At 43.2% G+C, this 26,124-nt stretch carries 26 protein-coding genes; 21 read left to right on the forward strand and 5 right to left on the reverse strand.

The window, feature by feature from the left end:
• The first annotated feature begins 286 nt into the window (after window positions 1-286).
• Window positions 287-871: a transcriptional regulator Rok gene (rok, locus tag MY9_RS07880; protein ID WP_014663802.1), complete on the forward strand. Its 585-nt coding sequence runs from the start codon at window positions 287-289 to the stop codon at window positions 869-871.
• A gap of 39 nt (window positions 872-910) precedes the next feature.
• Here the strand turns inward: rok and cse15 are convergent, their stop codons facing one another.
• Window positions 911-1,873 (reverse strand): spore protein Cse15, encoded by a 963-nt coding sequence (cse15, locus tag MY9_RS07885; RefSeq protein WP_014663803.1) that lies wholly within the window; start codon window positions 1,871-1,873, stop codon window positions 911-913.
• 135 nt (window positions 1,874-2,008) lie between these two features.
• On the opposite strand from cse15, the gene MY9_RS07890 reads away from it, so the two are divergent.
• The 16 genes from MY9_RS07890 to sipT all read left to right on the forward strand — a co-directional run bounded on the left by MY9_RS07890 (window position 2,009) and on the right by sipT (window position 18,393).
• A complete protein-coding gene (locus tag MY9_RS07890; protein ID WP_014663804.1) occupies window positions 2,009-2,608 on the forward strand; it encodes a molybdenum cofactor guanylyltransferase in 600 nt (199 codons plus the stop codon).
• Between the two features lie 50 nt (window positions 2,609-2,658).
• Complete coding sequence (locus tag MY9_RS07895; protein WP_014663805.1) at window positions 2,659-3,678, forward strand: molybdopterin-synthase adenylyltransferase MoeB; 1,020 nt, start codon at window positions 2,659-2,661, stop codon at window positions 3,676-3,678.
• A 17-nt stretch (window positions 3,679-3,695) separates the two neighbouring features.
• On the forward strand, window positions 3,696-4,988 hold the full coding sequence (locus MY9_RS07900; RefSeq protein WP_014663806.1) for a molybdopterin molybdotransferase MoeA: 1,293 nt from the start codon (window positions 3,696-3,698) through the stop codon (window positions 4,986-4,988).
• On the forward strand, window positions 4,949-5,470 hold the full coding sequence (gene mobB, locus MY9_RS07905; protein WP_014663807.1) for a molybdopterin-guanine dinucleotide biosynthesis protein B: 522 nt from the start codon (window positions 4,949-4,951) through the stop codon (window positions 5,468-5,470). Before MY9_RS07900 ends, mobB begins: the two co-directional genes overlap by 40 nt.
• On the forward strand, window positions 5,470-5,943 hold the full coding sequence (locus MY9_RS07910; protein ID WP_014663808.1) for a molybdenum cofactor biosynthesis protein MoaE: 474 nt from the start codon (window positions 5,470-5,472) through the stop codon (window positions 5,941-5,943). The genes mobB and MY9_RS07910 overlap by 1 nt, the downstream gene beginning before the upstream one ends.
• Window positions 5,936-6,169, forward strand: a complete 234-nt coding sequence (gene moaD / locus MY9_RS07915; RefSeq protein WP_014663809.1) for a molybdopterin converting factor subunit 1 — start codon at window positions 5,936-5,938, stop codon at window positions 6,167-6,169. The genes MY9_RS07910 and moaD overlap by 8 nt, the downstream gene beginning before the upstream one ends.
• Before the next feature lie 223 nt (window positions 6,170-6,392).
• Entirely contained in the window at window positions 6,393-8,150 is a 1,758-nt protein-coding gene (locus tag MY9_RS07920; RefSeq protein ID WP_041521321.1) for an ABC transporter ATP-binding protein, read from the forward strand.
• An 11-nt stretch (window positions 8,151-8,161) separates the two neighbouring features.
• Window positions 8,162-9,976 (forward strand): ABC transporter ATP-binding protein, encoded by a 1,815-nt coding sequence (locus MY9_RS07925; RefSeq protein WP_014663811.1) that lies wholly within the window; start codon window positions 8,162-8,164, stop codon window positions 9,974-9,976.
• A 113-nt stretch (window positions 9,977-10,089) separates the two neighbouring features.
• Window positions 10,090-10,785, forward strand: coding sequence for a toxin SDP protection protein YknW (yknW, locus tag MY9_RS07930; protein ID WP_014663812.1), 696 nt, complete (start codon window positions 10,090-10,092; stop codon window positions 10,783-10,785).
• A 4-nt stretch (window positions 10,786-10,789) separates the two neighbouring features.
• Window positions 10,790-11,923 carry an efflux RND transporter periplasmic adaptor subunit gene (locus tag MY9_RS07935; protein ID WP_014663813.1) on the forward strand — a complete coding sequence of 378 codons (1,134 nt, stop codon included), beginning with the start codon at window positions 10,790-10,792 and terminating at the stop codon, window positions 11,921-11,923.
• Complete coding sequence (yknY, locus tag MY9_RS07940; protein ID WP_014663814.1) at window positions 11,924-12,616, forward strand: ABC transporter ATP-binding protein YknY; 693 nt, start codon at window positions 11,924-11,926, stop codon at window positions 12,614-12,616.
• On the forward strand, window positions 12,613-13,806 hold the full coding sequence (gene skiZ / locus MY9_RS07945; RefSeq protein ID WP_014663815.1) for a sporulation-delaying-protein transporter subunit SkiZ: 1,194 nt from the start codon (window positions 12,613-12,615) through the stop codon (window positions 13,804-13,806). Before yknY ends, skiZ begins: the two co-directional genes overlap by 4 nt.
• 279 nt (window positions 13,807-14,085) lie before the next feature.
• Window positions 14,086-14,841, forward strand: coding sequence for a DeoR/GlpR family DNA-binding transcription regulator (locus tag MY9_RS07950; RefSeq protein WP_014663816.1), 756 nt, complete (start codon window positions 14,086-14,088; stop codon window positions 14,839-14,841).
• The gene (gene pfkB / locus MY9_RS07955) at window positions 14,838-15,749 is read left to right on the forward strand and encodes a 1-phosphofructokinase (protein WP_014663817.1); all 912 of its coding nucleotides are present in this window, start codon (window positions 14,838-14,840) and stop codon (window positions 15,747-15,749) included. The genes MY9_RS07950 and pfkB overlap by 4 nt, the downstream gene beginning before the upstream one ends.
• 14 nt (window positions 15,750-15,763) lie before the next feature.
• On the forward strand, window positions 15,764-17,668 hold the full coding sequence (locus tag MY9_RS07960; protein WP_014663818.1) for a PTS fructose transporter subunit IIABC: 1,905 nt from the start codon (window positions 15,764-15,766) through the stop codon (window positions 17,666-17,668).
• Between the two features lie 143 nt (window positions 17,669-17,811).
• Window positions 17,812-18,393, forward strand: coding sequence for a signal peptidase I sipT (gene sipT, locus MY9_RS07965; protein WP_003232348.1), 582 nt, complete (start codon window positions 17,812-17,814; stop codon window positions 18,391-18,393).
• 34 nt (window positions 18,394-18,427) lie between these two features.
• Here the strand turns inward: sipT and MY9_RS07970 are convergent, their stop codons facing one another.
• On the reverse strand, window positions 18,428-18,697 hold the full coding sequence (locus MY9_RS07970) for a hypothetical protein (RefSeq protein WP_003232345.1): 270 nt from the start codon (window positions 18,695-18,697) through the stop codon (window positions 18,428-18,430).
• Window positions 18,698-18,877: 180 nt separating this feature from the next.
• Here MY9_RS07970 and MY9_RS07975 point away from each other — a divergent pair, with 180 nt between their 5' ends.
• A complete protein-coding gene (locus MY9_RS07975; protein ID WP_014663819.1) occupies window positions 18,878-20,500 on the forward strand; it encodes an ABC-F family ATP-binding cassette domain-containing protein in 1,623 nt (540 codons plus the stop codon).
• Window positions 20,501-20,556: 56 nt separating this feature from the next.
• Entirely contained in the window at window positions 20,557-21,468 is a 912-nt protein-coding gene (locus tag MY9_RS07980; protein ID WP_041521322.1) for a ketopantoate reductase family protein, read from the forward strand.
• 32 nt (window positions 21,469-21,500) lie between these two features.
• On the opposite strand, the gene MY9_RS07985 is transcribed toward MY9_RS07980, so the two are convergent.
• The 3 genes from MY9_RS07985 to mreBH form a co-directional block, all read right to left on the reverse strand.
• Window positions 21,501-22,733 carry an aminopeptidase gene (locus MY9_RS07985; RefSeq protein ID WP_041521323.1) on the reverse strand — a complete coding sequence of 411 codons (1,233 nt, stop codon included), beginning with the start codon at window positions 22,731-22,733 and terminating at the stop codon, window positions 21,501-21,503.
• Between the two features lie 110 nt (window positions 22,734-22,843).
• Complete coding sequence (locus MY9_RS07990) at window positions 22,844-22,978, reverse strand: protein YkpC (RefSeq protein ID WP_003238865.1); 135 nt, start codon at window positions 22,976-22,978, stop codon at window positions 22,844-22,846.
• 100 nt (window positions 22,979-23,078) lie between these two features.
• Window positions 23,079-24,086, reverse strand: a complete 1,008-nt coding sequence (gene mreBH / locus MY9_RS07995; protein ID WP_003245743.1) for a cell shape-determining protein MreBH — start codon at window positions 24,084-24,086, stop codon at window positions 23,079-23,081.
• A gap of 282 nt (window positions 24,087-24,368) precedes the next feature.
• Between mreBH and abhA the strand changes: the two genes are divergently transcribed.
• Both abhA and kinC read left to right on the forward strand, forming a co-directional pair.
• Window positions 24,369-24,647, forward strand: coding sequence for a transcriptional regulator AbhA (gene abhA / locus MY9_RS08000; RefSeq protein ID WP_014663823.1), 279 nt, complete (start codon window positions 24,369-24,371; stop codon window positions 24,645-24,647).
• Between the two features lie 190 nt (window positions 24,648-24,837).
• Window positions 24,838-26,124 (forward strand): two-component sensor histidine kinase KinC, encoded by a 1,287-nt coding sequence (gene kinC, locus MY9_RS08005; RefSeq protein ID WP_014663824.1) that lies wholly within the window; start codon window positions 24,838-24,840, stop codon window positions 26,122-26,124.

Raw genomic sequence — 26,124 nt, forward strand, 5'->3', positions numbered from 1 at the left:
GATAAATCACATATCTCGAAACTCGAAAATTGTAGATATTACACTAAATTTCTTGAAAGAAGTAAGTAAAATATATATTTTCAACATTATACCAAATAAACTAGAAAGCCCCTTGATCCCTTGAGAATAAAGGACTCTTTTGAAAAATAAAACATTTTCAGAAAATAAGGAATTTTTCATAGAGTAAATATAATAGTAAAATGCTAAAATAATAGTTGATAAAATTACTTTTGTAATCTAATATCTTAATTAAAGATGTTAATTTTGATAGGGGGTACATTGAGGAATGTTTAATGAAAGAGAAGCTTTGCGCTTGCGGTTAGAACAATTAAATGAAGCTGAAGTGAAAGTCATTCGTGAATATCAAATTGAACGTGATAAAATATACGCAAAATTAAGAGAGCTGGACAGAAATGGAAGCCCTTCCGAAATCAAAAAGGATTTCCGTTCTGAAAAAAAGCCTGACTCTCTGCCTGTTCTCGCTGAGCTTGCGGCTCAGGAAATCAGAAGCTATCAGCCGCAATCACAGCAGCAGTCTGTGCAGCCTCAGCTTCAATCTATTTCCTCTCTTCCTGCCGGTATACCAGACGGAACAACACGAAGAAGAAGAGGAACGGCAAGACCGGGATCAAAAGCAGCTAAGCTGCGTGAAGCTGCCATTAAAACATTAAAACGCCATAACGCGGCGATTAAAAGCTCCGAGCTTCAAAAAGAGATTGAAAAAGAAAGCGGTCTTGAAATCCCTAATATGACAACGTTTATGCAAAGCTTAATTAAAATGTACCCGGAAGTGAAAAAGCCGTATCGCGGCCAGTACATTTTAGAAGGTGAAATCGAAACTGCAGAATCAGCCGAATCAGCAAATGAATAAATATACAGAAAAACTGCTTGGCATTGCTCAAGCAGTTTTTTATTTGGTTTTTTTCTGTGAAGGTTTGTTTTCTTTTTCAAGATTAAGTTTATACACCCACTTTTGATATGGCTTTTCTTCAGCGGCCCTGTTTTTCAGCCCTTCGATTGTTTGGCTCATGGCCTGGTCTGATGATTGGGCGCGGGTAAGCTGTTTTTGAAGCACATGTATCTGTTTTGTGACATCTTCAAGGATGGTTTCTACATGATTTGGCTGCGCGTAGACCGCTGGAGCTTCTTCTGTTTTTTCTTTTTGTTTCGTGTTGCCATCAATATCGGCAAAATGAGAAGCAATCCAGGCATCGCTTTCATCAAGCTGCCGTTTATACGATATAATAGTTTCGTGAAATAATTTTTCTTTCGTTTTTTCGATGTCTAGCAATCTTTCTTTCGTTTCTATGATTCGATCTTTCATATGATCAACTTCTATTTTAATATGTTGTAGCTGATATTCTTTTTCTACCATTTGCTCTTTTAGACGCCCGTTTTCAGCTTTTATCAATTCGGCTTGCTGTTTTGCCTGAAGCAGTGCATTCTGCTCCTGCTCAATAGAGGCCTGAAGTTGACTGATACGTTTATGAAGATTTTTATTTTCTTCTTCGATTTTGATTTTAGCAATATGAAGCTTATGTTTTTCTTCGATTTCGGCTCTGCGTTTATAGGTTTCAGCAGATAGAAGCTCCTGTAAAACAACGATTTTATCAAGCAGTTCAGCTCTTATTTGGTGCAGAGATTGGCTGGTGTGGGAGGCATGTTTTTCTTTTGTTGACATTTGTGTTAATTCGGCAGTCAACTGCTGGAGTTTTTCTTTCATATCGTTATTTTCTTTGAGCAATTTGTTATTTTTCTGGTGAAAGTAGCTTGCTTCAAGTTCAGAGATCAGCTTATGGCACCTTGAAAGCTCAGATTTTAAATAAAGGTTCTCCTGAGACACGTCGTGGAAAAAAGGACCTGATCTTTTCATTCGAACCATCTCCCTCATGATGTTAACACTACAATATGCAAATACTGAACAGCTATTCCTCTTTAATAAACAGACAAGCAGTAGCGTTGAGCCTTTGCTTTTGCTATGCTTTTAACGAACTAGAGGTGAGATGACATGAAGCATGTAAACGTACTGCTGGCAGGGGGAGCCTCGCGGCGATTTGGAGAACCGAAAGCGTTTGTCAAATGGAAGGGCAGGATGCTTTACGAATGCGCTAAAGAGGCACTTGGAGAACATACGGTTATCATCAGCCGTCCCGAATTTATTGATAGATTTCAAGAAAACGGTGAAAATGAAGTGTATCAAGATGCTGAGCCATTTCAAGGCATGGGGCCATTGGCTGGTATATATACCGCTTTTAAAAAGACCGACGGTGATTTTTACACTGTTCTTTCCTGTGACACACCGCTGATACAAAGAAGGACGATGCTGGAGCTCAAACGTCTGATGACTGCCGATACGGACGCGGTAGTCCCGATTTCAGACGGACAAATGCAGCCATTGATTGCGATTTACCACAAACGTATCATGCCGGTTCTATACGATCAGCTTTCTGAGAAAAGGCTGAGAATATCAGATTTATTAGGCAGAATGTCGGTTTGTTACGTACAGGCTGAAGATATCGGAGCAAGTCCGGCAGAGTTTATCAATATTAATACACGCGATGATTTTAGCTGTTTGGACGATAAGTTGAACTCCTTCAGACGGGACTGACGGAGCAATAACATGATAAGATGACATAAAAGATAAGGAGAACAGGTTTGATGGAGGAACGTTATTCACGGCAGATCAGATTTAAGCAAATTGGGGAAGAGGGCCAGAAAAGGCTGGCAGACAGCCATGTGCTGGTTGTCGGCGCGGGAGCGCTCGGCACTGCAAGCGCTGAAGGGCTTTCGAGAGCGGGAATCGGTACTGTTACCATTATTGACCGTGACTATGTGGAGTGGAGTAATCTTCAAAGGCAGCAGCTTTATACAGAAAGCGATGCCAAACTCCGCATGCCGAAAGCCATGGCTGCCAAAGAGCATCTATCAGCAATTAACAGCGACATACATATTGAAGCATATGTTACCGAAGGAACAGCCGAAACGCTAGAGCCGCTGATTGAAAAAGCAGATGTCGTGATCGACGCGACAGATAATTTTGAAACCCGCATGCTGATAAACGATCTTGCCCAGAAAACAAAGACACCGTGGGTCTATGGCGCCTGTGTAAGCAGCCAGGGAATGTTCATGACGGTCATTCCCGGAGAAACCCCTTGCCTGTCTTGTTTGTTTGAGCAAATTCCAGTCGGCGGGGCGACGTGTGATACTGCCGGCATTATTCCGCCGGCTGTGCATATCGTTTCAGCATATCAGCAAGCTGAGGCATTAAAGCTGTTAACAGGCCAAATAGAAGCAATACAGCGCGGTTTTGTGACATTTGATGTCTGGAACAATTCGCATATGAAGATTAACGTTGATCATGTACGCCGTGAGGATTGCCCGTCTTGCGGAGCAAATGCGGTATATCCCTATCTTCAGGATTGGAACACGCCGAAAGCCGCTGTACTATGCGGCCGTGATACAGTACAGATAAGGTCGGAATCATTAAAAAGAATTCCGAAACAGGAACTCGTTAAGCGGCTGAAAAAAATCGGCAAGGTCGAGGCTAATTCGTTTTTGCTGCATATTTTTTACGAGGATTACAGAATTGTCATTTTCAATGACGGACGGGCACTGGTGCATGGAACAAATGATGTGAAAGAAGCCAATTCCGTGTTGGCAAGAGTGATTGGATTGTAACAACAGGAGGGGTCAGAATGCTGGAGAAAAGAACACCGATACCGGTAGACGAGGCAGTTCGGCGTGTCTGCCATTTTCAAAAACAAGGTGAAACAGAATGGGTGGCGCTTGAAGACAGCCTTCATCGATTTTTAGCCGAAGATATAACTGCGGATCACCACGTACCCGCGTTTGACCGTTCGCCATACGACGGTTTTGCTGTCAGAGCGTGCGATACGGCAGAAGCTTCACGTGAAAACCCAATTCGGTTTGAAGTCATTGACCATATTGGAGCGGGGTCAGTATCTGAAAAAGAACTTGGTCCGTTTCAGGCCGTGCGGATTATGACCGGCGCGCAAATCCCTGAAGGGGCAGATGCAGTCGTCATGATTGAACTGACTCAAACCTTTGAGGAGAATGGGAAGTCATTTATGTCTTTAAAGCGCCGCTTTCAGCCGGGAGATAATATTTCAAAAACTGGTGAGGACGCTCAAAAAGGGAGTGTTTTACTAAGAAAGGGCACCCGGGTGACACCAGGAGTGACTGCTCTATTGGCAACTTTCGGATACGCTTCGGTGCCTGTGGTGAGAAAGCCTGTTGTCGGGATTATCGCAACAGGTACCGAATTGCTGAATGTCAGTGATCCGCTGGAACCGGGAAAAATCCGCAACAGCAATGCGAGTATGGTATATGCACAAGTGATAGAAGCTGGCGCAACACCGCTTTATTTAGGGAAAATCTCTGATGAGCTGGATAAAAGCTTTGCTGCAGTGAAAGAAGCGATGAAAAAGGTGGATTTCCTGATCACAACTGGCGGTGTGTCAGTCGGTGATTTTGACTTTTTGCCTGCGATCTATGAAAAACTCGGAGCAGACGTGCTGTTTAATAAAGTTGCCATGCGCCCGGGCAGCGTGACAACGGTGGCGCATGCAAACGATATGTTGCTGTTTGGCCTCTCAGGTAACCCGTCGGCATGCTATGTCGGTTTTGAACTGTTTGTCAAGCCAATGATCCAGACATGGCTGCTTAATAAAACACCGCATTCGATTTGTGCGGAAGCTGTGCTGGCCAAAGATTTTCCGAAGCCGAACCCGTTTACCCGATTTGTTCGTGCATTTGTGCACCATCAGGAAGGGAAGCTGTTGGCGACACCCGTCGGATTAGATAAGTCGAGCTCTGTCACGTCACTTGCAGAAGCCAATGCTTTCATTATCCTGCCAGGCGGGACGAGAGGCTACGAATCTGGCAGAACGGTTCAAGTGCTGCTCATCAGAGAAGAGAATGGAAGTGAGTGGCCTTGGTCCGTCCTTTCCCAATCGTCCAAGTTGTAGGATTTCAAAACAGCGGGAAAACAACGTTTATCGAGCGTATTCTTGAAAAAGCCTCTGAACAGGGGGCTCATTTGAGCTGCCTGAAGCATCATGGTCACGGCGGTGAACCGCAAACGTTCACGGAAGGAAAAGACACGGACCGTTACAAGGCGGCAGGTGCTGATGTGACAGCGGTAGAAGGTGCTGGTGTGTTACAGCTGACAGTCCGCCGCAATTGGGATTTGGCACGGCTGATTGAGTTATATCAATTTCTCGAAACAGACTGTCTTCTGATTGAAGGCTTTAAAAAAGCCCCTTATCCTAAAGTGGTCATCCTACGTGAAAAGGAAGATCTGGAAGCGCTGCAGGCAGTAAATATAATCGCCATCATCTATAGGAAAAAAGAGCATATGACAGAGCATCAGGGATTGCCCGTTTTTCATGCGGATGATCCGGTTGCCGTGGATTTTGTGCTTTCACAGCTGAAGGGGGAATCTGCATAATGAAACGGTTTGAGATTACGAAAACACCTATTATTACTGAAGACATCATTAAAAAAGTGGAGAAACGGGAAGCAGGGGCAATTACCACATTTATTGGCACGGTTCGGGAATGGACAAACGGAAAAAGAACGGTTCGGCTTGAATATGAGGCATATGAACCGATGGCCGTGCAAATGCTTGCTCAAATCGGAGCTGAAATCGAAGAAAAATGGGAAGGCGCTTCCGCTGCAATCACGCACCGTATAGGTGTGCTGGATATCGGTGAAGCAGCGGTCGTGATCGCTGTATCTTCTCCCCATCGCAAAGCTGCTTATGAAGCCAATGAGTATGCGATCGAACGAATTAAACAGATTGTGCCGATTTGGAAAAAAGAAATTTGGGAAGATGGTGAGCAATGGATCGGCGACCAGCTTGAAACAACAGCTTATCCGAATGGAAAACCAGACCTAAGCGAGGGAGAGCAGCATGATTAAAATACTTTTATTTGCAGGGCTTGCTGAACAGGCCGGCACACAAGCACTAGAAATAGATATGGAACAAGCAACCATAGATGAAATAAAAGCGAGCCTAAAAGAACAATATGGTCTTGAATCCCTTGATACGGCTATGATTGCCGTTAACGAAAGCTATGTAAAAGAAAATACCTCTGTAACTTCAGGTGACACGGTGGCCATCATACCGCCGGTCAGCGGGGGATGAAAACCGGACGGCATTTCAGCCATCCGGTTTTTCTGTATGTCATTGGCATATCCCCAAGTATTCCTAGCATACAATGATTTTCTGTAAGCGTTTATTCTACATATATTACTCCCTATAAAGTAAGAGACTCACTCCATAATTAGACTGAATTTTTGAAAAATAATAGAACTTTATTTCGGGTATCGATATAGTAAAGATGATAAATGTTGGAAAGGTGCTGGATATGGAGACATTTAAAAGATTAAAAATGTATTATTGGCCGTACCGAAAAGTGTTTTTGTGGTCGCTTCTAGCCATGCTTTTAATGACTGCGGTTACTGTCGTTTATCCGATTATCCTGCAAATTACGATTGATGAGATCGTACTGGGAAGGCAGTATCAGCTTGCAGCATGGGTCAGCTTGGGATTTATTGCGGTAATGGCCTTGAAAGGAACCGCTACCTTTTTTCACCAATATTTAGGTGATATGTTTGGAATCAAATCCGTTTATCGGCTGAGAAATAGCCTGTATGAAAAACTGCAGCGGCTTTCTTTTTCTTATTATGATAACGCGAAAACAGGAGATTTGATGTCCAGGCTGACAGCTGATGTTGAAGGGCTTCGTTTTTTCTTATCATACGGCCTCGCTGAGCTCATTCGCTTCGGCCTGCTGGTAGCCATCAGCTTTACGGTTATGTTTTACTATTCTGTTCCCCTCACACTCGTGACAATAGCAGTTCTGCCATTTCTCGCTGTTGTGGTATATCGGTTTGATAAAAGAGTCCATCCTGCCTTCAGAGGCATCCGCAAATCGTTTGCAAAGCTCAATACAAAAGTGCAGGAAAATATCAGTGGCATCAATACGGTTAAATCTCTTTCCAGAGAAGATTTCCAAGTCAGTATTTTCAATAAAGCCAATGCAGAGTACAGAGCACAATATTTACAAACATCATCCATCTGGTCTGCGTATTTCCCTTTAATGGAGTTCATCGGTAACATTTGTATTGTAGCTCTCCTCTCATACGGCGGATACTTGGTTATGCAAAATCAGCTCAATCCCGGTGAACTTGTTGCTTTCTTCAGCCTTGTCAATTATATGATGTGGCCGATTATGAACTTAGGCTTTGTCATTAATATGTTCTCTCAAGCAAAAGCATCAGGTGAACGCCTGCTCGACATTCTGGAAAAAGAAGAAGACATTACAGATCATCCTCTTGCTTTATGTAAACAAAAATTAACTGGAGATGTCCATTTCAAAAATGTTTCTCTTGCATACGGAAAAGAACAAACAAACGCGCTGTGCAATGTAAGCTTTGAGGCAAACAGTGGGAAGGTAATCGGACTGTTAGGCCCGACGGGTTCGGGAAAAAGTTCAGTGACACAGCTTCTGACCAGATTTTACAGCCCTGTTAGCGGAACGATTACCATTGATCACAAACCCATCACAGATTATTCGTTAAAAACGCTTCGCTCCAATATCGGAGTCGTACTTCAAGAATCCTTCCTGTTTTCATCCACGATCCGATCAAATATTTCGTATGGGCGGCCGGATGCCTCAATGGAAGACATCATCGAAGCAGCAAAAAGGGCGCAGGCCCATAACTTTATTATGGAGCTTCCTGATGGGTATGACACCATGCTGGGAGAGAGGGGAATGGGGCTTTCCGGCGGACAGAAACAGCGTATTGCCATTGCGAGAGCCATCTGTTTGAACCCGAGCGTTTTAATATTGGATGATGCCACAAGTGCAGTAGATATGCAAACGGAGCACAGCATACAGCTTGCCTTAAAAGAAGTCATGAAAAACCGCACAACCTTTATCGTTGCTCACCGCATTTCTTCACTGAAACACGCCGATGAAATTCTCGTTTTTAATAAAGGACGCATTTGTGAAAGGGGAACACATCACGAGCTTCTTGAAAAAGAAGGCTACTATAAAAAGATTTACGATTTGCAATACCGTGATGTCAAAATGATGAATGAGCCGCATGAGGTCGGATAGGGAGGGGCCAAATGAAACAAGCGAAAAAACAGGGGATTTTAGAGCGTTTCTATTACTCTTCAGATGAAATCATTGAAAAGCCGTTTAACTGGGCTCAAATGTGGCGGCTGCTGAGCTATGTCAAACCATATCGAAAAACCATTTTGCCGCTTTCTTTTCTCACCGTATTGATTGGCACTGCTGTGAAGCTTGTGATCCCCATTCTGATCGGAGTTTATGTTCTTGATCAGGCGATTACGGCGAGAAACCCGGAGCTGCTGATTCAGCTCATTTTAATCATTAGCGGTTTATATGTCCTTAATTACGCCGCCAATGTGTTAAGAATCAGGTGGATGAATCAGCTTGGCCAGCATGTCATTTTCGATTTGCGGCAGCATTTATTTACACATGTGCAGCGCTTATCCCACCGATTTTTTGATCAGCGGTCGGCGGGATCGATCTTAGTCAGGATCATGAATGATATTAACTCTCTTCAGGAGCTATTTACAAGCGGAGTCATCAATTTATTGACCGACTTGCTTCTCCTGGCCGGCGTGATTATTATTTTGTTTACGCTGAGCCCTGAGCTGACTATAGCCATCATGGTGACATTGCCGATTATGTTTTTTATTTCAACAAGTCTCAGAAAAAAAATACGCCGATCTTGGCAAACGGTACGGCTCAAGCAATCAAAGCTCAACTCTCATCTAAACGAAAGCATTCAAGGCATTCGGGTCACACAGGCATTTACGCAGGAAGAAGAAAACATGGCGTATTTTGACGGTGTCAATCAGGAGAACTACCAATCATGGCGGGAAGCAACTAAAAAAAATGCCATGTTCCGTCCGCTGGTGGAAATGACGAATGCGATTGGGACGGCTGTCTTGATTTGGTATGGCGCCACACTCATTATGAATGAAACCATTACGATTGGCGTCTTCGTTTCTTTCGCTTTCTACCTGGGGATGTTTTGGGAACCTATTTCGAGACTGGGTCAGGTCTATAATCAACTGTTAATGGGAATGGCATCATCAGAACGGATTTTTGAGTTTCTGGACGAAGAGCCAAATGTCAAGGAGAAGCCGAATGCCATTCATAATGAAAAGATAAATGGGGAGATCAGCTTTGAAGAGGTTGAATTTTCGTATGATGAAAAACGAAAAGCCCTTCATGCCGTTTCCTTTTCTATTCCTGCTGGCTCGACGCTTGCGCTTGTCGGGCATACAGGGAGCGGAAAGACGACGATTGCCAATTTAATCAGCCGTTTTTATGATGCGACCGGAGGCACCATTAAAATAGACGGTATACCGATTAAGGATCTCTCTATTGCCAGTCTGCGCTCTCAAATCAGCATTGTCCTGCAAGATACATTTATTTTTTCCGGGACCATCATGGAAAATATCCGTTTTGGAAGGCCAAATGCTTCGGATGAAGAGGTGATGAAAGCATCCCAAGCGGTCGGAGCGGATGAGTTTATTTCTGATTTAGCAGAAGGATATGCAACAGAGGTGGAGGAAAGGGGCAGCGTACTGTCTGCTGGTCAGCGTCAGCTCATTTCCTTTGCAAGAGCATTGCTCGCCGATCCGGCTATTATCATCCTTGACGAAGCAACGGCAAGTATTGATACAGAGACGGAAGTGAAAATTCAGCAGGCACTAAAAACGCTACTGAAAGGGCGCACAGCAGTGATGATTGCCCACAGATTGTCTACGATCCGCGATGCCGACCGCATCATTGTTCTTGATCACGGCAAGAAAATAGAAGAAGGAAACCATGAGCAGCTGCTCGCTAAAGAAGGCGTGTATGCCGGGCTTGTGAAAGCGCAATACAGAACAGCGATAGAATAATATGAAAAGCCTTCAGTATAAATTGAAGGCTTTTGGAAATTCATTAGAAAAACATGAAACTTTTTGATATCCTTCCCGTACTATTGGATAGATATTCTCAAGGAGGTTTTGAAATGGAAACGAATGTAGAAAAAAACAGCGGAACGTCGGCTGAAAAGCCTTCACTTTTCGGAGTGATCACAAGTCCATCTGTTCAATTTGAAAGAATAAGAGAAAGGCCGGCTGTATGGGGACCGCTTTTGATTGTCGCAGCAATTATCATCGTCGGTGCTGTGCTGCAATCACTCGGTACGGATTATAGTGAGCTTTTGAAAAGCCAGGATACGCAAGGGCTATCAGCTGAACAAATGGAGGCAGTCGCAACAATAACCAAATTTGGCGGAATGGCAGGCGCAATTATCGGAGGTATCGCAGCATTATTTATTGCCCCTCTTATTTATTGGCTCTGTGTAAAAGCATCAGGCGGTGTTACGACATACAAAAAAATGCTTTCTCTCGGTTTGTTTGTCTCTTTAATTAGCAGTCTCGGATTATTGGTGAACGGAATCGTTGCTTTTACGACTGACGTGAATCCTCTTTACAGCACGACGTCACTGGCAGGGATTATCCAATCTGACGGGGCTCTTGCCAGCGTGTTAAATACCTTTGAAATTTTCAGCATCTGGAGCTTTGTATTATTAGCAATCGGACTTCACAAAACGGGAGGCATCTCCAAAAAAGCCGGATGGATTTCAGCAATCATTCTATTCGGAATTTTAGTTGTATTTTCGCTCTTTTCAGGTTTAATTAATTCTGTGGCGGGTGCATAAGTTCATGAAAAAAGTCTGGATCGGAATTGGCATCGCCGTTATAGTCGCTCTTTTTATTGGAATAAATGTATACCGGTCTGCCGCTCCAACAAGCGGCAGCGCCGGCCAGAAGATACAGACGGGAAGCCTTGAAGAAAAAGAAATCTCATCAAAGGTTATGGTTCCCGGTACACTAAAATTTTCAAATGAACAGTATGTCTTTTATGAAGCTGATAAGGGGACATTAGAAGACATTAAAGTGAAGGAAGGCGACAAAGTTAAAAAGGGCACGACTTTAGTCACCTATACAAATGAGCAGCTGAGTCTGGAAAAAGAACAGAACCAGTTGACCGCTGAATCGAACCAGCTTCAAATTGAACAAACTCAAGAAAAGATAAAAGCGTTAGACAATAAAGAAAAAGATCTGGCGAAACAGGTTGGGAAAAAAGAAGCAGAAAAACAAATTGAGTCTGAACGGACAGAGCTTCAAATGCAGAAAAAAACAGCTGAGATCGAATTAAAACAAACCGAGCTTCAACGGCAGTCACTTGCCAACCGGGTGTCAGATCTTGAAGTGAAAAGCGAAATCGAAGGCACCGTTATTTCTGTCAACCAAGAAGCGGCATCCAAAAAGTCAGATATTCAAGAGCCTGTCATACATATTGGCAATCCCAAAGACCTCGTCGTCTCAGGGAAATTGTCTGAATACGATACACTGAAAGTTAAAAAAGGCCAGAAGGTCACACTCACTTCAGATGTTATCCAGGATAAATCATGGAAAGGCACGGTTTCCGCAGTCGGACTTGTTCCTGATCAGCAGGAAAGCGCTGCGGCACAAGGAACAGAACAGGCGGTCCAATACCCGCTTCAAGTGAAAATAAAAGGAAAGCTTCCTGAAGGAAAGCCAGGCTTTAAATTTATCATGAATATTGAAACCGATAAGCGAAAAGCAAATACGCTTCCTTCAAAGGCAGTCAAAAAAGAAGATGATCAATATTATGTGTATACAGCAAAAGATGGAAAAGCAAAGCGAGTTGATGTCAAAATCGGTGAAGTGACAGATGATCTGACAGAAATTAAAGAGGGGCTTTCCCAAGATGATCAAGTCATTTTGAATCCATCTGATCAGGTGACTGATGGAATGGAAGTGAAATCTTAAATGATTCAGCTTTCTAATGTGCGAAAAAGCTACCAGATCGGCAGGGAAACGTTTGATGTTCTCCATTCTATTCATTTGGACATTCATCAAGGGGAATATGTCTCGATTATGGGACCGTCAGGATCAGGGAAATCGACGATTATGAATATTATCGGCTGTCTTGACCGACCGACTTCCGGTACGTATAAATTGGACGGCGAGGACGTTTCTTCATATAAAGATAAAGAACTGGCGGCAGTCCGTAACCGGTCAATCGGATTTGTATTTCAGCAATTTCAGCTTCTTCCGCGGCTGAACGCAAAAAAAAATGTTGAGCTGCCGATGATTTATTCCGGGATAGGCAAAAAAGAACGTCAAGAAAGGGCTGAGAAAGCATTGGAAAAGGTCGGGTTAGCCGATCGAATGCTTCACATGCCCAATGAGCTGTCGGGCGGGCAGAAGCAGCGGGTGGCGATTGCGAGGGCGATCGTGAATGAGCCCAAATTAATTTTAGCAGATGAACCGACCGGCGCGCTGGATACGAAAACAAGCGTAGCGATTATGGATCAGTTTACAGCTTTAAATGCCGAAGGAACGACAATCGTTCTTGTTACACACGAGCCCGAAGTTGCAGATTGCACGAACCGGATTGTTATGGTGCGTGACGGCAATATTGTTCCTGCCAGCTCCGGCCAAAGGAGTGTGGGGGAATGAGCCTGTTAGAAAACATCAGAATGGCTCTAAGCTCTGTCCTTGCCCATAAAATGCGTTCGATCTTAACAATGCTCGGCATTATCATTGGTGTAGGCTCTGTCATCGTTGTCGTTGCGGTAGGGCAGGGCGGTGAGCAAATGCTGAAGCAGTCGATCAGCGGACCGGGAAATACAGTGGAGCTATACTATATGCCAAGCGACGAAGAGCTTGCAAGCAATCCGAACGCTGCAGCTGAATCTACGTTTACAGAAAACGATATTAAAGATTTAAAAGGGATAGAAGGCGTTAAACAAGTCGTTGCCTCGACTTCTGAAAGTATGACAGCGCGTTATCATGAAGAGGAAACCGATGCTACGGTTAACGGAATAAATGATGGATACATGAATGTCAATTCTTTAAAAATCGAAAGCGGCAGAACCTTTACAGACAATGACTTTCTCGCGGGGAATAGAGTCGGAATCATCTCTCAAAAGATGGCTGAAGAGCTGTTCGATAAAAACTACCCTTTAGGTGAAGTTGTCTGGATAAACGGACAGCCCGTTGAAATTATCGGCGTGCTGAAAAAAGAAACAGGCTTGCTTTCTTTCGATTTAAGTGAAATGTATGTACCATTTAATATGATGAAATCCTCTTTTGGTACAAGTGATTTCAGTAACGTATCATTGCAGGTTGAATCAGCAGACGATATAAAATCGGCTGGGAAAGAAGCGACACAGCTGGTAAATGACAATCATGGCACAGAGGATTCGTATCAAGTGATGAACATGGAAGAGATTGCGGCCGGGATTGGCAAAGTAACGGCAATAATGACGACGATTATCGGTTCAATTGCGGGCATCTCTCTATTGGTTGGCGGAATCGGTGTCATGAATATTATGCTTGTATCAGTCACAGAACGGACGCGGGAAATCGGAATCAGAAAATCACTCGGTGCGACAAGGGGACAGATCCTGACTCAGTTTTTAATTGAGTCAGTCGTATTGACGCTGATTGGCGGCCTGATCGGGATTGGTATTGGGTACGGAGGGGCCGCGCTTGTTTCAGCCATTGCGGGCTGGCCGTCACTCATATCCTGGGAGGTTGTATGCGGGGGCGTGCTGTTCAGTATGCTCATTGGTGTTATTTTCGGCATGCTTCCTGCAAATAAAGCCGCAAAGCTTGATCCGATTGAAGCGCTGCGTTATGAGTAGCCTCATGCAACATGCATGAGGTTTTTTTATGTGTAGTGATTTCTACTATGAATATAAAAGACTTTTTTCATTAAAATAAGAAGAAAATGTCGTACAATTGTCCTTATTTTTGTCGAATTTACAGTTTACAAACCCTATAGACATACGTTAATATGGATAAACGTGAAAGATTTTGATAGTTATTGAATGAATTTGAATGATTTTAGTTGCCTAAACTGAAAATAGCGTTTACAATGAAATTGTATTCAAAATGAATACGTTTTCATTAGGAGGTGAAGCATGCTAACTCCTGAACGGCATCAATTGATTATTGATCAAATAGAAAAGCATGATGTGGTAAAGATTCAAGAGCTCATAAATCTGACAAATGCTTCTGAATCAACAATCAGAAGAGATTTATCGACACTTGAAGAACGCGGTTTTTTAAAGCGTGTTCATGGGGGAGCGGCCAAGCTTTCCGATATCAGACTTGAACCCGATATGCTTGAAAAATCATCCAAAAACCTTCACGACAAATTGAAGATTGCTGAAAAAGCTGCTTCTCTTTTAGAAGAAGGGGATTGCATTTACCTTGATGCAGGCACGACGACTTTGCACATGATTGATTTTATGGATAAAACCAAAGATATTGTCGTTGTCACAAACGGGGTGATGCATATCGAAGCATTAATAAGGAAAGAAATTTCTTTTTATCTGCTTGGAGGATACGTAAAGCACAGAACGGGCGCGGTTATTGGAGGCGCTTCACTGATTGCCATGGACCAGTACAGATTCGACAAGAGCTTTCTGGGGACAAACGGTGTGCATACAGAGGCTGGATTCACAACGCCGGACCCTGATGAGGCCCTTTTAAAACAGAAAGCGATCAAACAGGCAAAACACGCTTACGTCTTAGCAGACCCTTCGAAGTTCGGAGAAATTTCATTTTCGGCATTTGCCGGAATAGGCGACGCAACAATCATTACGACTGACGCTGAAGAGCTTACATTCGATAATTACCAAGAAAAAACTGTCGTAAAGGTAGTGAAACCATGATTTACACTGTAACACTTAATCCATCTGTCGATTATATTGTTCACGTTGAAGATTTTACTGTAGGAGGCCTGAATCGTTCTGCATATGATACCAAGTATCCAGGGGGCAAAGGCATCAACGTATCGAGACTGCTGAAAAGACATCATGTACCGTCTAAAGCGCTCGGATTCGTCGGCGGATTTACCGGAGAATATATCAAAACATTTTTGCGGGAAGAAAATTTGGAAACAGCTTTTTCTGAAGTAAAAGGGGATACCCGTATCAATGTAAAGCTGAAAACGGGTGATGAAACTGAAATTAACGGGCAGGGTCCGACAATTTCGGATGAAGATTTCAAAGCCTTTTTAGAGCAGTTCCAATCTTTAGAAGAGGGAGACATCGTTGTTCTTGCAGGAAGTATTCCATCTTCACTTCCTCACGATACGTATGAAAAAATCGCAGAGGCCTGCAAACAGCAGAACGCACGAGTTGTTCTGGATATCTCAGGAGAGGCTCTTTTGAAAGCGACAGAAATGAAACCGTTTTTGATGAAGCCAAACCATCATGAGCTTGGAGAAATGTTCGGCACGACCATTACCTCTGTTGAGGAAGCTGTTCCTTATGGGAAAAAGCTGGTAGAACAGGGCGCTGAACATGTAATCGTTTCAATGGCAGGAGACGGAGCGCTTTTGTTTGCGAACGAACAAGTTTATTTTGCTAACGTGCCAAAGGGGAAATTGGTAAACTCAGTCGGAGCAGGAGATTCCGTTGTAGCAGGCTTCCTTGCCGGAATTTCCAAACAGCTGCCGCTTGAAGAAGCATTCCGCTTAGGGGTTACTTCAGGCAGTGCTACCGCGTTCTCTGAAGAACTTGGAACAGAAGAATTTGTCCAGCAGCTTCTTCCTGAAGTTAAGGTCACACGTCTATAGAGGAGGAAACACAAGTGAAAATAACTGAGCTTTTAACAAAGCATACGATAAAGCTTAATATTGAGAGCAAAGAAAAAGAAAATGTGATTGACGAAATGGTCACTGTTCTTGATAAGGCTGGTAAGTTAAATGACCGACAAGCCTATAAAGAAGCCATTTTAAACCGCGAAAGCCAAAGCTCAACGGGTATTGGTGAAGGAATCGCTATCCCTCATGCGAAAACGGCTAGCGTTATCAACCCGGCGATCGCGTTCGGACGTTCTAAAGACGGTGTCGATTATGAATCATTAGACGGCCAGCCGGCTCACTTAGTCTTCATGATTGCGGCGACTGAAGGCGCAAACAATACTCACCTTGAAGCATTGTCAAGACTTTCCACGCTGTTAATGCGTGAAGAAATCCGCAAGCAGCTCCTTGAAGCTGAGTCAGAAGATGCCATCATCGACATTATTAATCAGCACGATAAAGATGATGACGAAGAGGAAGAGGAAGAAGAAGCGGCACCAGCACCTGCCGGAAAAGGAAAGATTTTAGCGGTTACTGCATGCCCGACAGGTATTGCCCATACATTCATGGCTGCGGATGCCCTTAAAGAAAAAGCGAAAGAGCTTGGCGTGGACATTAAGGTCGAAACAAATGGTTCAAGCGGCATTAAGCACAAGCTGACTGCCCAAGAAATTGAAGATGCACCTGCAATCATTGTCGCAGCGGACAAGCAGGTTGAAATGGAACGCTTTAAAGGTAAGCGCGTACTTCAAGTTCCTGTAACGGCAGGTATCAGACGCCCTCAGGAACTGATCGAAAAAGCGATGAACCAAGATGCCCCGATTTATCAAGGCAGCGGCGGTTCTTCAGCTTCAAACGATGAAGATGAAGCGAGAGGCAAGTCTGGAAGCGGAATCGGAAACACGTTTTATAAGCATTTGATGAGCGGTGTCAGCAACATGCTTCCGTTCGTAGTCGGCGGCGGTATCCTCGTTGCGATTTCATTCTTCTGGGGAATTCATTCTGCTGATCCAAAAGATCCTACTTACAACGCGTTTGCCGCAGCTCTTAAGTTTATCGGCGGTGACAACGCATTAGGATTAATTGTGGCTGTTCTTGCTGGATTTATCGCAATGAGTATTGCAGACCGTCCTGGTTTTGCGCCTGGTATGGTCGGCGGATTCATGGCGACTCAAGCGAATGCTGGATTCTTAGGCGGTTTAATTGCCGGATTCCTTGCCGGTTATGTCGTGATTTTACTGAAAAAAGCATTTACCTTTATCCCTCAGTCACTTGATGGATTAAAACCTGTACTGATTTATCCGCTGTTCGGTATTTTTATCACTGGCGTATTAATGCAATTTGTCATCAATACACCTGTAGCAGCATTTATGAATTTCTTAACAAACTGGCTTGAAAGCCTTGGTACTGGAAACCTAGTATTGATGGGGATTATCTTGGGCGGTATGATGGCGATCGATATGGGCGGTCCGCTTAATAAAGCAGCCTTTACGTTCGGTATCGCGATGATCGATGCAGGCAACTATGCGCCTCATGCGGCGATCATGGCCGGCGGTATGGTTCCTCCGCTAGGTATCGCACTTGCTACAACCATTTTCCGAAACAAATTCACTCAGCGTGACCGTGAAGCTGGTATTACATGCTACTTCATGGGTGCTGCTTTCGTAACAGAGGGAGCGATCCCGTTTGCTGCGGCTGATCCGCTTCGCGTCATTCCAGCTGCTGTAATCGGTGCAGCTGTTGCCGGCGGATTGACTGAATTCTTCCGTGTAACGCTTCCGGCGCCTCATGGAGGAGTATTCGTAGCTTTCATTACAAACCATCCGATGCTTTACCTATTAAGTATCGTAATCGGTGCTGTCGTGATGGCAATTATCCTTGGTATTGTCAAAAAACCTGTTACAGAGAAATAAGAAAAAAAGCGTCCTTGATTCGAAAGGACGCTTTTTCTTATCCGACAGGCAGGGAGCGGGTTAAGTTATGTAATTTATTCTTTTTTATGATAAAGTAAAAGAAGAGAAACAACTGATATAGCAATCGTCTAGGAGGAAACACTTTGACCGAGGAAAAAAATACGAATACTGAGAAAACGGCGAAGAAAAAAACCAATACGTACCTGGAATGGGGTAAAGCGATTGTCATCGCTGTTCTGCTGGCTCTCCTGATCCGTCACTTTTTGTTTGAACCGTATTTAGTTGAAGGTTCATCTATGTATCCCACATTACATGACGGAGAAAGGCTGTTTGTGAATAAAACAGTCAACTATATCGGCGAACTGAAGCGCGGAGATATCGTTATTATCAACGGTGAGACTTCTAAAATCCATTATGTAAAAAGATTGATTGGAAAGCCTGGAGAAACCGTTCAAATGAAGGATGACACGCTTTATATAAACGGCAAAAAAGTAGCCGAGCCTTACTTGTCTAAAAACAAGAAGGAAGCAGAAAAACTCGGTGTCAGTCTGACAGGCGATTTTGGGCCGGTTAAGGTTCCGAAAGGCAAATATTTTGTCATGGGAGATAACCGGTTGAATTCTATGGACAGCCGAAACGGATTGGGATTGATTGCGGAAGATCGAATTGTCGGCACATCGAAGTTTGTCTTTTTCCCGTTTAACGAAATGCGTCAAACAAAATAAAAACGCCTTGCTGGCCTTTGGACAGCAGGCGTTTTTATTTTGAAAAAGAAGCGACCAATGCAATGCATAAAACTGTGATGAACACTGAACCAATAATGGCCAGCACACTGAAGAAAAGGTGAACCTGTTTGTTCTCTTTTCCGCGCTTTTCTAAAAGTCGTTTAGAAAAAATGTGCGAAAATATGTAAATAAGGGCTATGCCTATGTATAAGCCGATATCCTTGGCGGTAAAGCCTGTTACGGCAAGGTAAAAGCCCGTAAAAAAGATCAATAAGCAATATTCAGTAAGTGTTAAAAGCCTCAACGTGTTCCTCCATGAGAGTGTGTAATTTTCCAGGCGGATGCATTCTCTCTCTTTAATTGTAACACAGCTGGCAGGATTGGGTGTATAAGTGTTTTCTCTCTGTTTTATCAGTGAATCATTTCTCTTGCCCTGTATTCATGGTATACTTTTATTGATGATAGACATGATGGAGGATAATAAATGATTGCTGTAAATAATGTAAGCTTGCGGTTTGCGGATCGTAAGTTATTTGAAGATGTTAATATTAAATTTACCCCGGGCAACTGCTATGGGTTAATTGGTGCAAATGGTGCCGGTAAATCAACGTTTCTAAAGGTGCTTTCAGGCGAAATCGAGCCTCAGACAGGCGACGTGCATATGAGTCCTGGCGAACGTCTTGCCGTCTTGAAGCAGAACCATTTTGAGTACGAAGAGTATGAAGTGCTGAAAGTGGTCATCATGGGTCACAAGCGCCTCTATGAAGTTATGCAGGAGAAAGACGCTATTTACATGAAGCCTGATTTCTCAGATGAGGATGGGATTCGCGCTGCCGAGCTAGAAGGTGAATTTGCGGAACTGAACGGATGGGAAGCGGAAAGTGAAGCGGCGATCCTTTTAAAAGGTCTTGGTATCTCAGAAGACCTGCACACAAAGAAGATGGAAGACCTTGGCGGTTCGGAGAAGGTAAAAGTTCTCTTGGCACAGGCATTATTCGGCAAGCCAGATGTTCTGCTGCTCGATGAGCCGACGAACCACTTGGACCTTCAGGCAATCCAGTGGCTTGAAGAGTTTCTGATTAACTTTGAAAATACAGTTATTGTCGTATCCCATGACCGTCACTTCTTAAATAAAGTGTGTACGCACATTGCCGACCTTGATTTTAATAAAATTCAAATCTATGTCGGAAACTATGATTTCTGGTACGAGTCAAGCCAGCTGGCGTTAAAGCTTTCTCAAGAAGCGAACAAGAAAAAAGAAGAGCAGATTAAACAGCTTCAAGAGTTTGTCGCTAGATTCAGCGCCAATGCGTCTAAATCTAAGCAGGCCACATCAAGGAAGAAACTTCTCGAAAAAATCACGCTGGATGATATTAAACCGTCTTCCCGCCGCTATCCTTACGTTAACTTCACGCCGGAACGGGAAATCGGAAATGATGTTCTTCAGGTGGAAGGATTAACAAAAACAATCGATGGCGTAAAGGTGCTCGACAATGTAAGCTTCATTATGAACCGAGAAGATAAAATTGCTTTCACTGGCCGGAATGAACTTGCTGTTACTACACTGTTTAAAATCATTTCCGGGGAAATGGAAGCTGACAGCGGAACGTTTAAATGGGGTGTTACCACATCACAAGCGTATTTTCCAAAAGACAACAGCGAATATTTCGAAGGCAGTGATCTGAATCTTGTAGACTGGCTTCGCCAATATTCTCCGCACGACCAAAGTGAGAGCTTTTTACGCGGGTTCTTAGGACGCATGCTGTTCTCCGGAGAAGAAGTCCACAAAAAAGCAAATGTACTTTCCGGGGGAGAAAAGGTCCGCTGTATGCTGTCAAAAGCGATGCTTTCTGGAGCCAATATTTTAATTTTGGATGAGCCGACTAACCATTTAGACTTAGAATCCATTACAGCGCTCAATAACGGCTTAATCAGCTTTAAAGGCGCTATGCTGTTTACTTCGCATGACCATCAGTTTGTGCAAACCATTGCCAACAGAATTATAGAAATTACACCTAATGGCATCGTTGATAAGCAAATGAGCTATGACGAGTTCCTTGAAAATACTGATGTGCAGAAAAAATTGGCTGAACTATACGCGGAATAAAAAAGCAGAGATTTCTCTGCTTTTTTTGATACATCATTATGAAAGGGGACCACAACATGAAATTTTTAGTCGTCGGAGCAGGCGGAGTAGGTGGGTATATTGGCGGACGGCTTGCAGAGAAAGGAAATGATGTGACATTTCTCGTGCGCCAAAAACGAGCTCAGCAGCTTAAAGAAACCGGGCTTGTCATCCATAGTGAAAAAGGGGATGCATCGTTTCAGCCCGTATTAATCACTGCCGGAGAAACAGGGCGATTTGATGTCGTTATCATTGCTTCTAAAGCATACTCGCTTGATCAGGTGGTAAACGATGTCAAGCCGTTTATCCATCAGGAATCTGTCATTATCCCTTTCTTAAACGGGTACCGCCACTATGAGCAGCTGTTCGCGGCATTTTCAAAAGAACAGGTGCTGGGCGGCCTGTGTTTTATAGAAAGTGCTTTAGACAACAGAGGAGAAATTCATCATACGAGTGCATCGCATCGTTTTGTATTTGGAGAATGGAACGGAGAGCGTACGAATCGAATAAAAGCGCTTGAAGAGGCATTTTCAGGCGTGAAGGCTGAAGTCATCATTAGCGGGCATATCGAGAAGGACATTTGGAAAAAGTATCTCTTTATTGCAGCGCAAGCGGGGATTACAACGTTATTTCAACGACCGCTTGGCCCGATTCTCGACACAGAAGGCGGACGTCACACGGCCCAAACTCTTATTGGGGAAATTGGCGCTGTTTTACGAAAAGAAGGCGTTCCGGCTGATCCGGATCTTGAGGAAGAGAGCTTTCGTACGATGACAAGCATGTCTTATCATATGAAGTCCTCCATGCTTCGGGATATGGAAAACGGCCAAACGACTGAAGGTGACCACCTGCATGGATTTTTGCTTGAAAAAGCAAAACGTTTATCTCTCGCGGCACCCGTATTAGAAATCGTTTATGCTAATCTGCAAATGTATGAAGCAGAAAAATAAAAAAAGGAGGCGAAAAGCCTCCTTTTATTTATTTAAAAAGCCCAATTTCCGTTTCGGAAAATAGGTTCTCTTTTTCCATCATCCGTAATTCCGTCAATATTCATATCCTTTGAACCGATCATAAAGTCTACGTGTGTAATGCTTTCATTTAAGCCTTCTTTGACAAGCTCTTCACGAGACATCTGCTTTCCGCCTTCAATATTAAAGGCATAGGCGCTTCCGATCGCCAAATGATTTGACGCGTTTTCATCAAACAACGTGTTATAGAAAAGAATGTTTGATTGTGATATAGGCGAATCGTAAGGAACAAGTGCCACTTCACCTAAATAGTGAGAACCTTCATCTGCTTCCACCAGTTCTTTTAAAATGTCTTCACCTTGTTCAGCTTTAATGTCTATTATACGGCCATTTTTAAACGTGAGAGTGAAATTTTCAATAATATTTCCGCCGTAGCTTAATGGTTTTGTGCTTGATACTACTCCGTCAACCCCGTCTTTTTGAGGCAGCGTGAATACTTCTTCTGTCGGCATATTAGCCATAAATTCATGGCCGCTTTCATTCACGCTTCCTGCACCTGCCCAAACATGCTTTCTAGGCAGCTTAATTGTTAAATCAGTTCCTTCTGCTTGATAATGTAAGGCAGCGTAATGTCTCTCGTTCAAATGATCAACTTTTTCATGAAGATTTTGGTCATGCTTGATCCACGCCTGAACTGGATTGTCTTCGTTTACGCGCGTCGCTTTAAAAATTTCTTCCCACAGAAGGTGAATGGCTTCCTCCTTTGATTTTCCAGGAAACACCTTCTGAGCCCAGCCCTCTGATGCCGCACCTACGACAGTCCAGCTGACTTTGTCTGATTGAATATATTGTCTGTATGTATGTAATGCTTTGCCTGCTGCTTTTTGGAATGTCGCAATCCGTTTGGAATCTACACCCTTTAGCAAGTCTGGGTTTGACGACACAACAGAAATGAAAGCAGCTCCATTTTTGGCAAGCTCTTCTCTGCCTTTTGCTTCCCATTCAGGATATTCTTCAAATGCCTCAAACGGCGCAAGCTCGTATTTTAATTTGGCGACTTCGTCATCTTGCCAATTCACTGTGACGTTTTTTGCACCCTTTTCATATGCGTGTTTTACAATTAAGCGCACAAAATCCCGGACGTCTGTTGAAGCATTTACGACTACATGCTGGCCTTTTTGGACATTTACACCGACTTCTACTGCCAGTTGTGCATATGTATTTAACTTCTGTGAAAATGAATCCATAAACCATTCCTCCTCAAGCTTTTTTCTCATCATATCAAATATGATCCTATAAAGGAAAGAAGGAGGCCAAAGTGAAAAACCCAAAACGACATGTCTTGGGTTTTTCAATACTATGGATGATTCAGTTTTACAGTGCCGCCTGCAGGCGAATGGGGCATATTTGCCAAAGAAATGCTCATGCCCCCAAGAATAATTCCGCTTAAAATGGCTGCGATCGCTACTCTTCTTCCTAAATCTCTTAGCATCGGTTTCCTCCTTAACGTTTCTCCATTTCCCACAATATGAAGGAAGTGAGGAAAAAAGAAGCAAGAAATTTGCCGCGTGTGAGATTTATGCAAGGGCAGACTATTTAATTGCCTTTTGCAGCTTATCAATCACTTCTAAAGAACGGCCTGTGCCGATTGCTACAGATTCAAGCGGGTTTTGCGCCACGTGTACAGGCACGACAATCTCTTCTGTAAGCCATTCTTTAATTCCATTAAGAAGCGCGCCGCCTCCTGTTAAAATAACGCCGCGGTCGACAATATCTCCGCTTAATTCAGGCGGGCAGTCCTCAAGTGTCGCTCTGATGGCTTCAAGAATATGCAGGAGAGATTCGCGCATTGCATCTTGAATTTCGTTGGATTGAAGCATAATGGTTTTTGGAAGGCCTGTCACGAGGTCGCGTCCCCGAATTTCCATTGCCTCAGGTATATGTTCAATCAGAGCATGGCCGATTTCCATTTTTACCTGCTCAGCCGTACGTTCGCCGATCAGTAAATTGTATTTTTTCCGGACGAAAGAAACGATATCCTCATCAAGCTGGTCTCCGCCGATTCTAATAGAATGGCAGGAAACAACGCCACCGAAGGAAATGATAGCGACTTCTGTCGTCCCTCCGCCGATATCTACGACCACATTGGCAACCGGCTCGTCAACCGGTAAATCCGCTCCGATGGCGGCTGCTACTGGCTCTTCGATTAAATGAACGTTTTTCGCGCCGCAATTTTTCACCGCATCACTGATGGCACGGCGCTCTACCGCTGTTGAGCCTGACGGTGTGCAAACGACTACGTTCGGCTTTCTGAACGACATGCCGATGCTTTTTGCGGCTTTTTTCATAATGTGCTTTAGCAGATCAGTTGTCATATCATAGTCTGCGATCACGCCATCTTTCATCGGTCTGACAGCCACAATTTTTCCCGGTGTTTTACCGATCATGTTTTTGGCGTCAGCTCCGATTGCAAGCACTGCTTTTGTCGTTGTATCCACTGCGACAACAGATGGTTCATTTAGGATAATCCCTTTATTTTTGCTGTAAACAAGTATATTAGCTGTTCCTAAGTCAATCCCAATTTCAGTTGATTGAAACATGTTTTCACCCAATCTCTATCCTAATTTAATATGATTCTACATTTAAAGTTTCTCAGAAATACTGCGATTTTTGGGGGTGTGTGTCGGTAAAGAAATGTTTTTGTAAAAAATCAAGGAGCTGTGTAACAGAAGTAATACATTTTTCGGTTTTATGGGAAAAATATCTTGTGATTCTTATAGAAAGCGGGAAACTTTTTTTGAGTTTCATTCGTCTACGATATATTGAGGTGCATCCTTAAACATTACATGAGAAAAGAAACATTTAAAGGAAGAAGGGTTTTTATGAAATCAATAGGTGTTGTGAGAAAAGTAGATGAATTAGGCCGCATTGTTATGCCGATAGAGTTAAGACGGGCACTGGATATTGCCATAAAAGACAGCATTGAGTTTTTTGTTGACGGAGATAAAATTATCTTGAAAAAGTACAAACCTCATGGCGTTTGTTTAATGACTGGAGAAATCACTTCAGAAAATAAAGATTACGGCAACGGCAAAATTACGCTAAGCCCTGAGGGTGCACAGCTGCTTCTCGAAGAAATTCAAGCCGCTTTAAAAGAATAAAATTATGTTGAAAAAGGCGGAGCGATATCATCTCCGCCTTTTTTGCGTGCCAATTTTTGATTACCGCCGCCTAAGATAAGACATCAAGAATATTTGGTAATGAATGATTTGGGATACTTTACATATTTTACTCAATTATTTGTCGAAGAATGGTACAATAAGTAGAGAAACACAAGCGGCAGGTGGTCATATGAGAAAATATCAAGCTCGTATCATTTCCATCATTTTGGCAATGATTTTTATAATGTTTTGGGATTATTTATTTTATTTTATAGGCAAAAACCCGATTAATTGGCCTGTTGATATTGTGTATACTGCAGTCACGCTGGTGAGTGTCTGGATGCTGGCTTATTATATTGATGAGAAACAGCAGCTGGTTAAGAAAATGAAGGATAACGAATGGAAGTATAAGCAGCTTTCTGAAGAAAAAAACCGTATCATGGATAATTTGCAGGAAATCGTATTTCAAACGAATGCAAAAGGCGAAATTACATATTTAAACCAAGCGTGGGCATCAATAACCGGCTTTTCAATCAGTGAATGTATGGGAACGATGTATAATGACTACTTCATAAAAGAAAAGCACGTAGCGGACCACATTAACACACAAATCCAAAACAAGGCGTCTTCTGGCATGTTTACGGCAAAATACGTGACAAAGAACGGCACGATTTTTTGGGGAGAAGTCCATTATAAACTTTACTATGACCGGGATGACCAATTTACAGGCAGCCTGGGTACAATGTCAGATATCACGGAGCGGAAAGAGGCTGAAGATGAGCTCATTGAGATTAATGAACGGCTGGCGAGGGAATCCCAGAAACTATCAATCACAAGTGAACTTGCCGCCGGTATTGCTCATGAGGTCAGAAACCCTTTAACATCTGTCAGCGGTTTCCTCCAGATTATGAAAACACAATATCCGGACAGAAAAGACTATTTTGACATCATCTTTTCAGAGATTAAAAGAATCGATTTAGTTCTCAGCGAGCTGTTGCTGCTTGCAAAACCGCAGGCGATTACATTCAAAACGCACCAGCTTAATGAGATTTTGAAACAAGTCACGACATTGCTTGATACCAATGCTATTCTGTCCAATATCGTCATAGAGAAACATTTCAAAGAGACAGATGGCTGCATGATTAACGGGGACGAGAATCAGCTAAAGCAGGTTTTTATCAATATCATTAAAAACGGAATTGAGGCAATGCCACAGGGCGGTGTCGTAACCATTTCAACTGCAAAAACCGCCTCTCATGCAGTGATAAGCGTAAAGGATGAAGGAAGCGGTATGCCGCAGGAAAAACTGAAGCAGATTGGCAAACCTTTTTATTCCACAAAAGAAAAGGGTACCGGATTGGGACTTCCCATTTGTTTGAGAATCTTGAAGGAACATGACGGGGAATTGAAAATCGAAAGCGAAGCTGGAGAAGGCAGTGTCTTTCAAGTGGTTTTGCCTTTAAAATCAGACAGCTGA

Origin of the sequence: Bacillus sp. JS (assembly GCF_000259365.1) — a bacterium.
GTDB lineage: Bacteria > Bacillota > Bacilli > Bacillales > Bacillaceae > Bacillus > Bacillus stercoris.

What these genes read in the sequence shown, in the direction of transcription:
- rok (WP_014663802.1), top strand. Translation starts at nt 287, where the DNA reads ATGTTTAATGAAAGAGAAGCTTTGCGCTTGCGGTTAGAACAATTAAAT.
- cse15 (WP_014663803.1), bottom strand. Translation starts at nt 1,873, where the DNA reads ATGAAAAGATCAGGTCCTTTTTTCCACGACGTGTCTCAGGAGAACCTT.
- MY9_RS07890 (WP_014663804.1), top strand. Translation starts at nt 2,009, where the DNA reads ATGAAGCATGTAAACGTACTGCTGGCAGGGGGAGCCTCGCGGCGATTT.
- MY9_RS07895 (WP_014663805.1), top strand. Translation starts at nt 2,659, where the DNA reads ATGGAGGAACGTTATTCACGGCAGATCAGATTTAAGCAAATTGGGGAA.
- MY9_RS07900 (WP_014663806.1), top strand. Translation starts at nt 3,696, where the DNA reads ATGCTGGAGAAAAGAACACCGATACCGGTAGACGAGGCAGTTCGGCGT.
- MY9_RS07910 (WP_014663808.1), top strand. Translation starts at nt 5,470, where the DNA reads ATGAAACGGTTTGAGATTACGAAAACACCTATTATTACTGAAGACATC.
- moaD (WP_014663809.1), top strand. Translation starts at nt 5,936, where the DNA reads ATGATTAAAATACTTTTATTTGCAGGGCTTGCTGAACAGGCCGGCACA.
- MY9_RS07920 (WP_041521321.1), top strand. Translation starts at nt 6,393, where the DNA reads ATGGAGACATTTAAAAGATTAAAAATGTATTATTGGCCGTACCGAAAA.
- MY9_RS07925 (WP_014663811.1), top strand. Translation starts at nt 8,162, where the DNA reads ATGAAACAAGCGAAAAAACAGGGGATTTTAGAGCGTTTCTATTACTCT.
- yknW (WP_014663812.1), top strand. Translation starts at nt 10,090, where the DNA reads ATGGAAACGAATGTAGAAAAAAACAGCGGAACGTCGGCTGAAAAGCCT.
- MY9_RS07935 (WP_014663813.1), top strand. Translation starts at nt 10,790, where the DNA reads ATGAAAAAAGTCTGGATCGGAATTGGCATCGCCGTTATAGTCGCTCTT.
- yknY (WP_014663814.1), top strand. Translation starts at nt 11,924, where the DNA reads ATGATTCAGCTTTCTAATGTGCGAAAAAGCTACCAGATCGGCAGGGAA.
- skiZ (WP_014663815.1), top strand. Translation starts at nt 12,613, where the DNA reads ATGAGCCTGTTAGAAAACATCAGAATGGCTCTAAGCTCTGTCCTTGCC.
- MY9_RS07950 (WP_014663816.1), top strand. Translation starts at nt 14,086, where the DNA reads ATGCTAACTCCTGAACGGCATCAATTGATTATTGATCAAATAGAAAAG.
- pfkB (WP_014663817.1), top strand. Translation starts at nt 14,838, where the DNA reads ATGATTTACACTGTAACACTTAATCCATCTGTCGATTATATTGTTCAC.
- MY9_RS07975 (WP_014663819.1), top strand. Translation starts at nt 18,878, where the DNA reads ATGATTGCTGTAAATAATGTAAGCTTGCGGTTTGCGGATCGTAAGTTA.
- MY9_RS07980 (WP_041521322.1), top strand. Translation starts at nt 20,557, where the DNA reads ATGAAATTTTTAGTCGTCGGAGCAGGCGGAGTAGGTGGGTATATTGGC.
- MY9_RS07985 (WP_041521323.1), bottom strand. Translation starts at nt 22,733, where the DNA reads ATGGATTCATTTTCACAGAAGTTAAATACATATGCACAACTGGCAGTA.
- MY9_RS07990 (WP_003238865.1), bottom strand. Translation starts at nt 22,978, where the DNA reads ATGCTAAGAGATTTAGGAAGAAGAGTAGCGATCGCAGCCATTTTAAGC.
- mreBH (WP_003245743.1), bottom strand. Translation starts at nt 24,086, where the DNA reads ATGTTTCAATCAACTGAAATTGGGATTGACTTAGGAACAGCTAATATA.
- abhA (WP_014663823.1), top strand. Translation starts at nt 24,369, where the DNA reads ATGAAATCAATAGGTGTTGTGAGAAAAGTAGATGAATTAGGCCGCATT.
- kinC (WP_014663824.1), top strand. Translation starts at nt 24,838, where the DNA reads ATGAGAAAATATCAAGCTCGTATCATTTCCATCATTTTGGCAATGATT.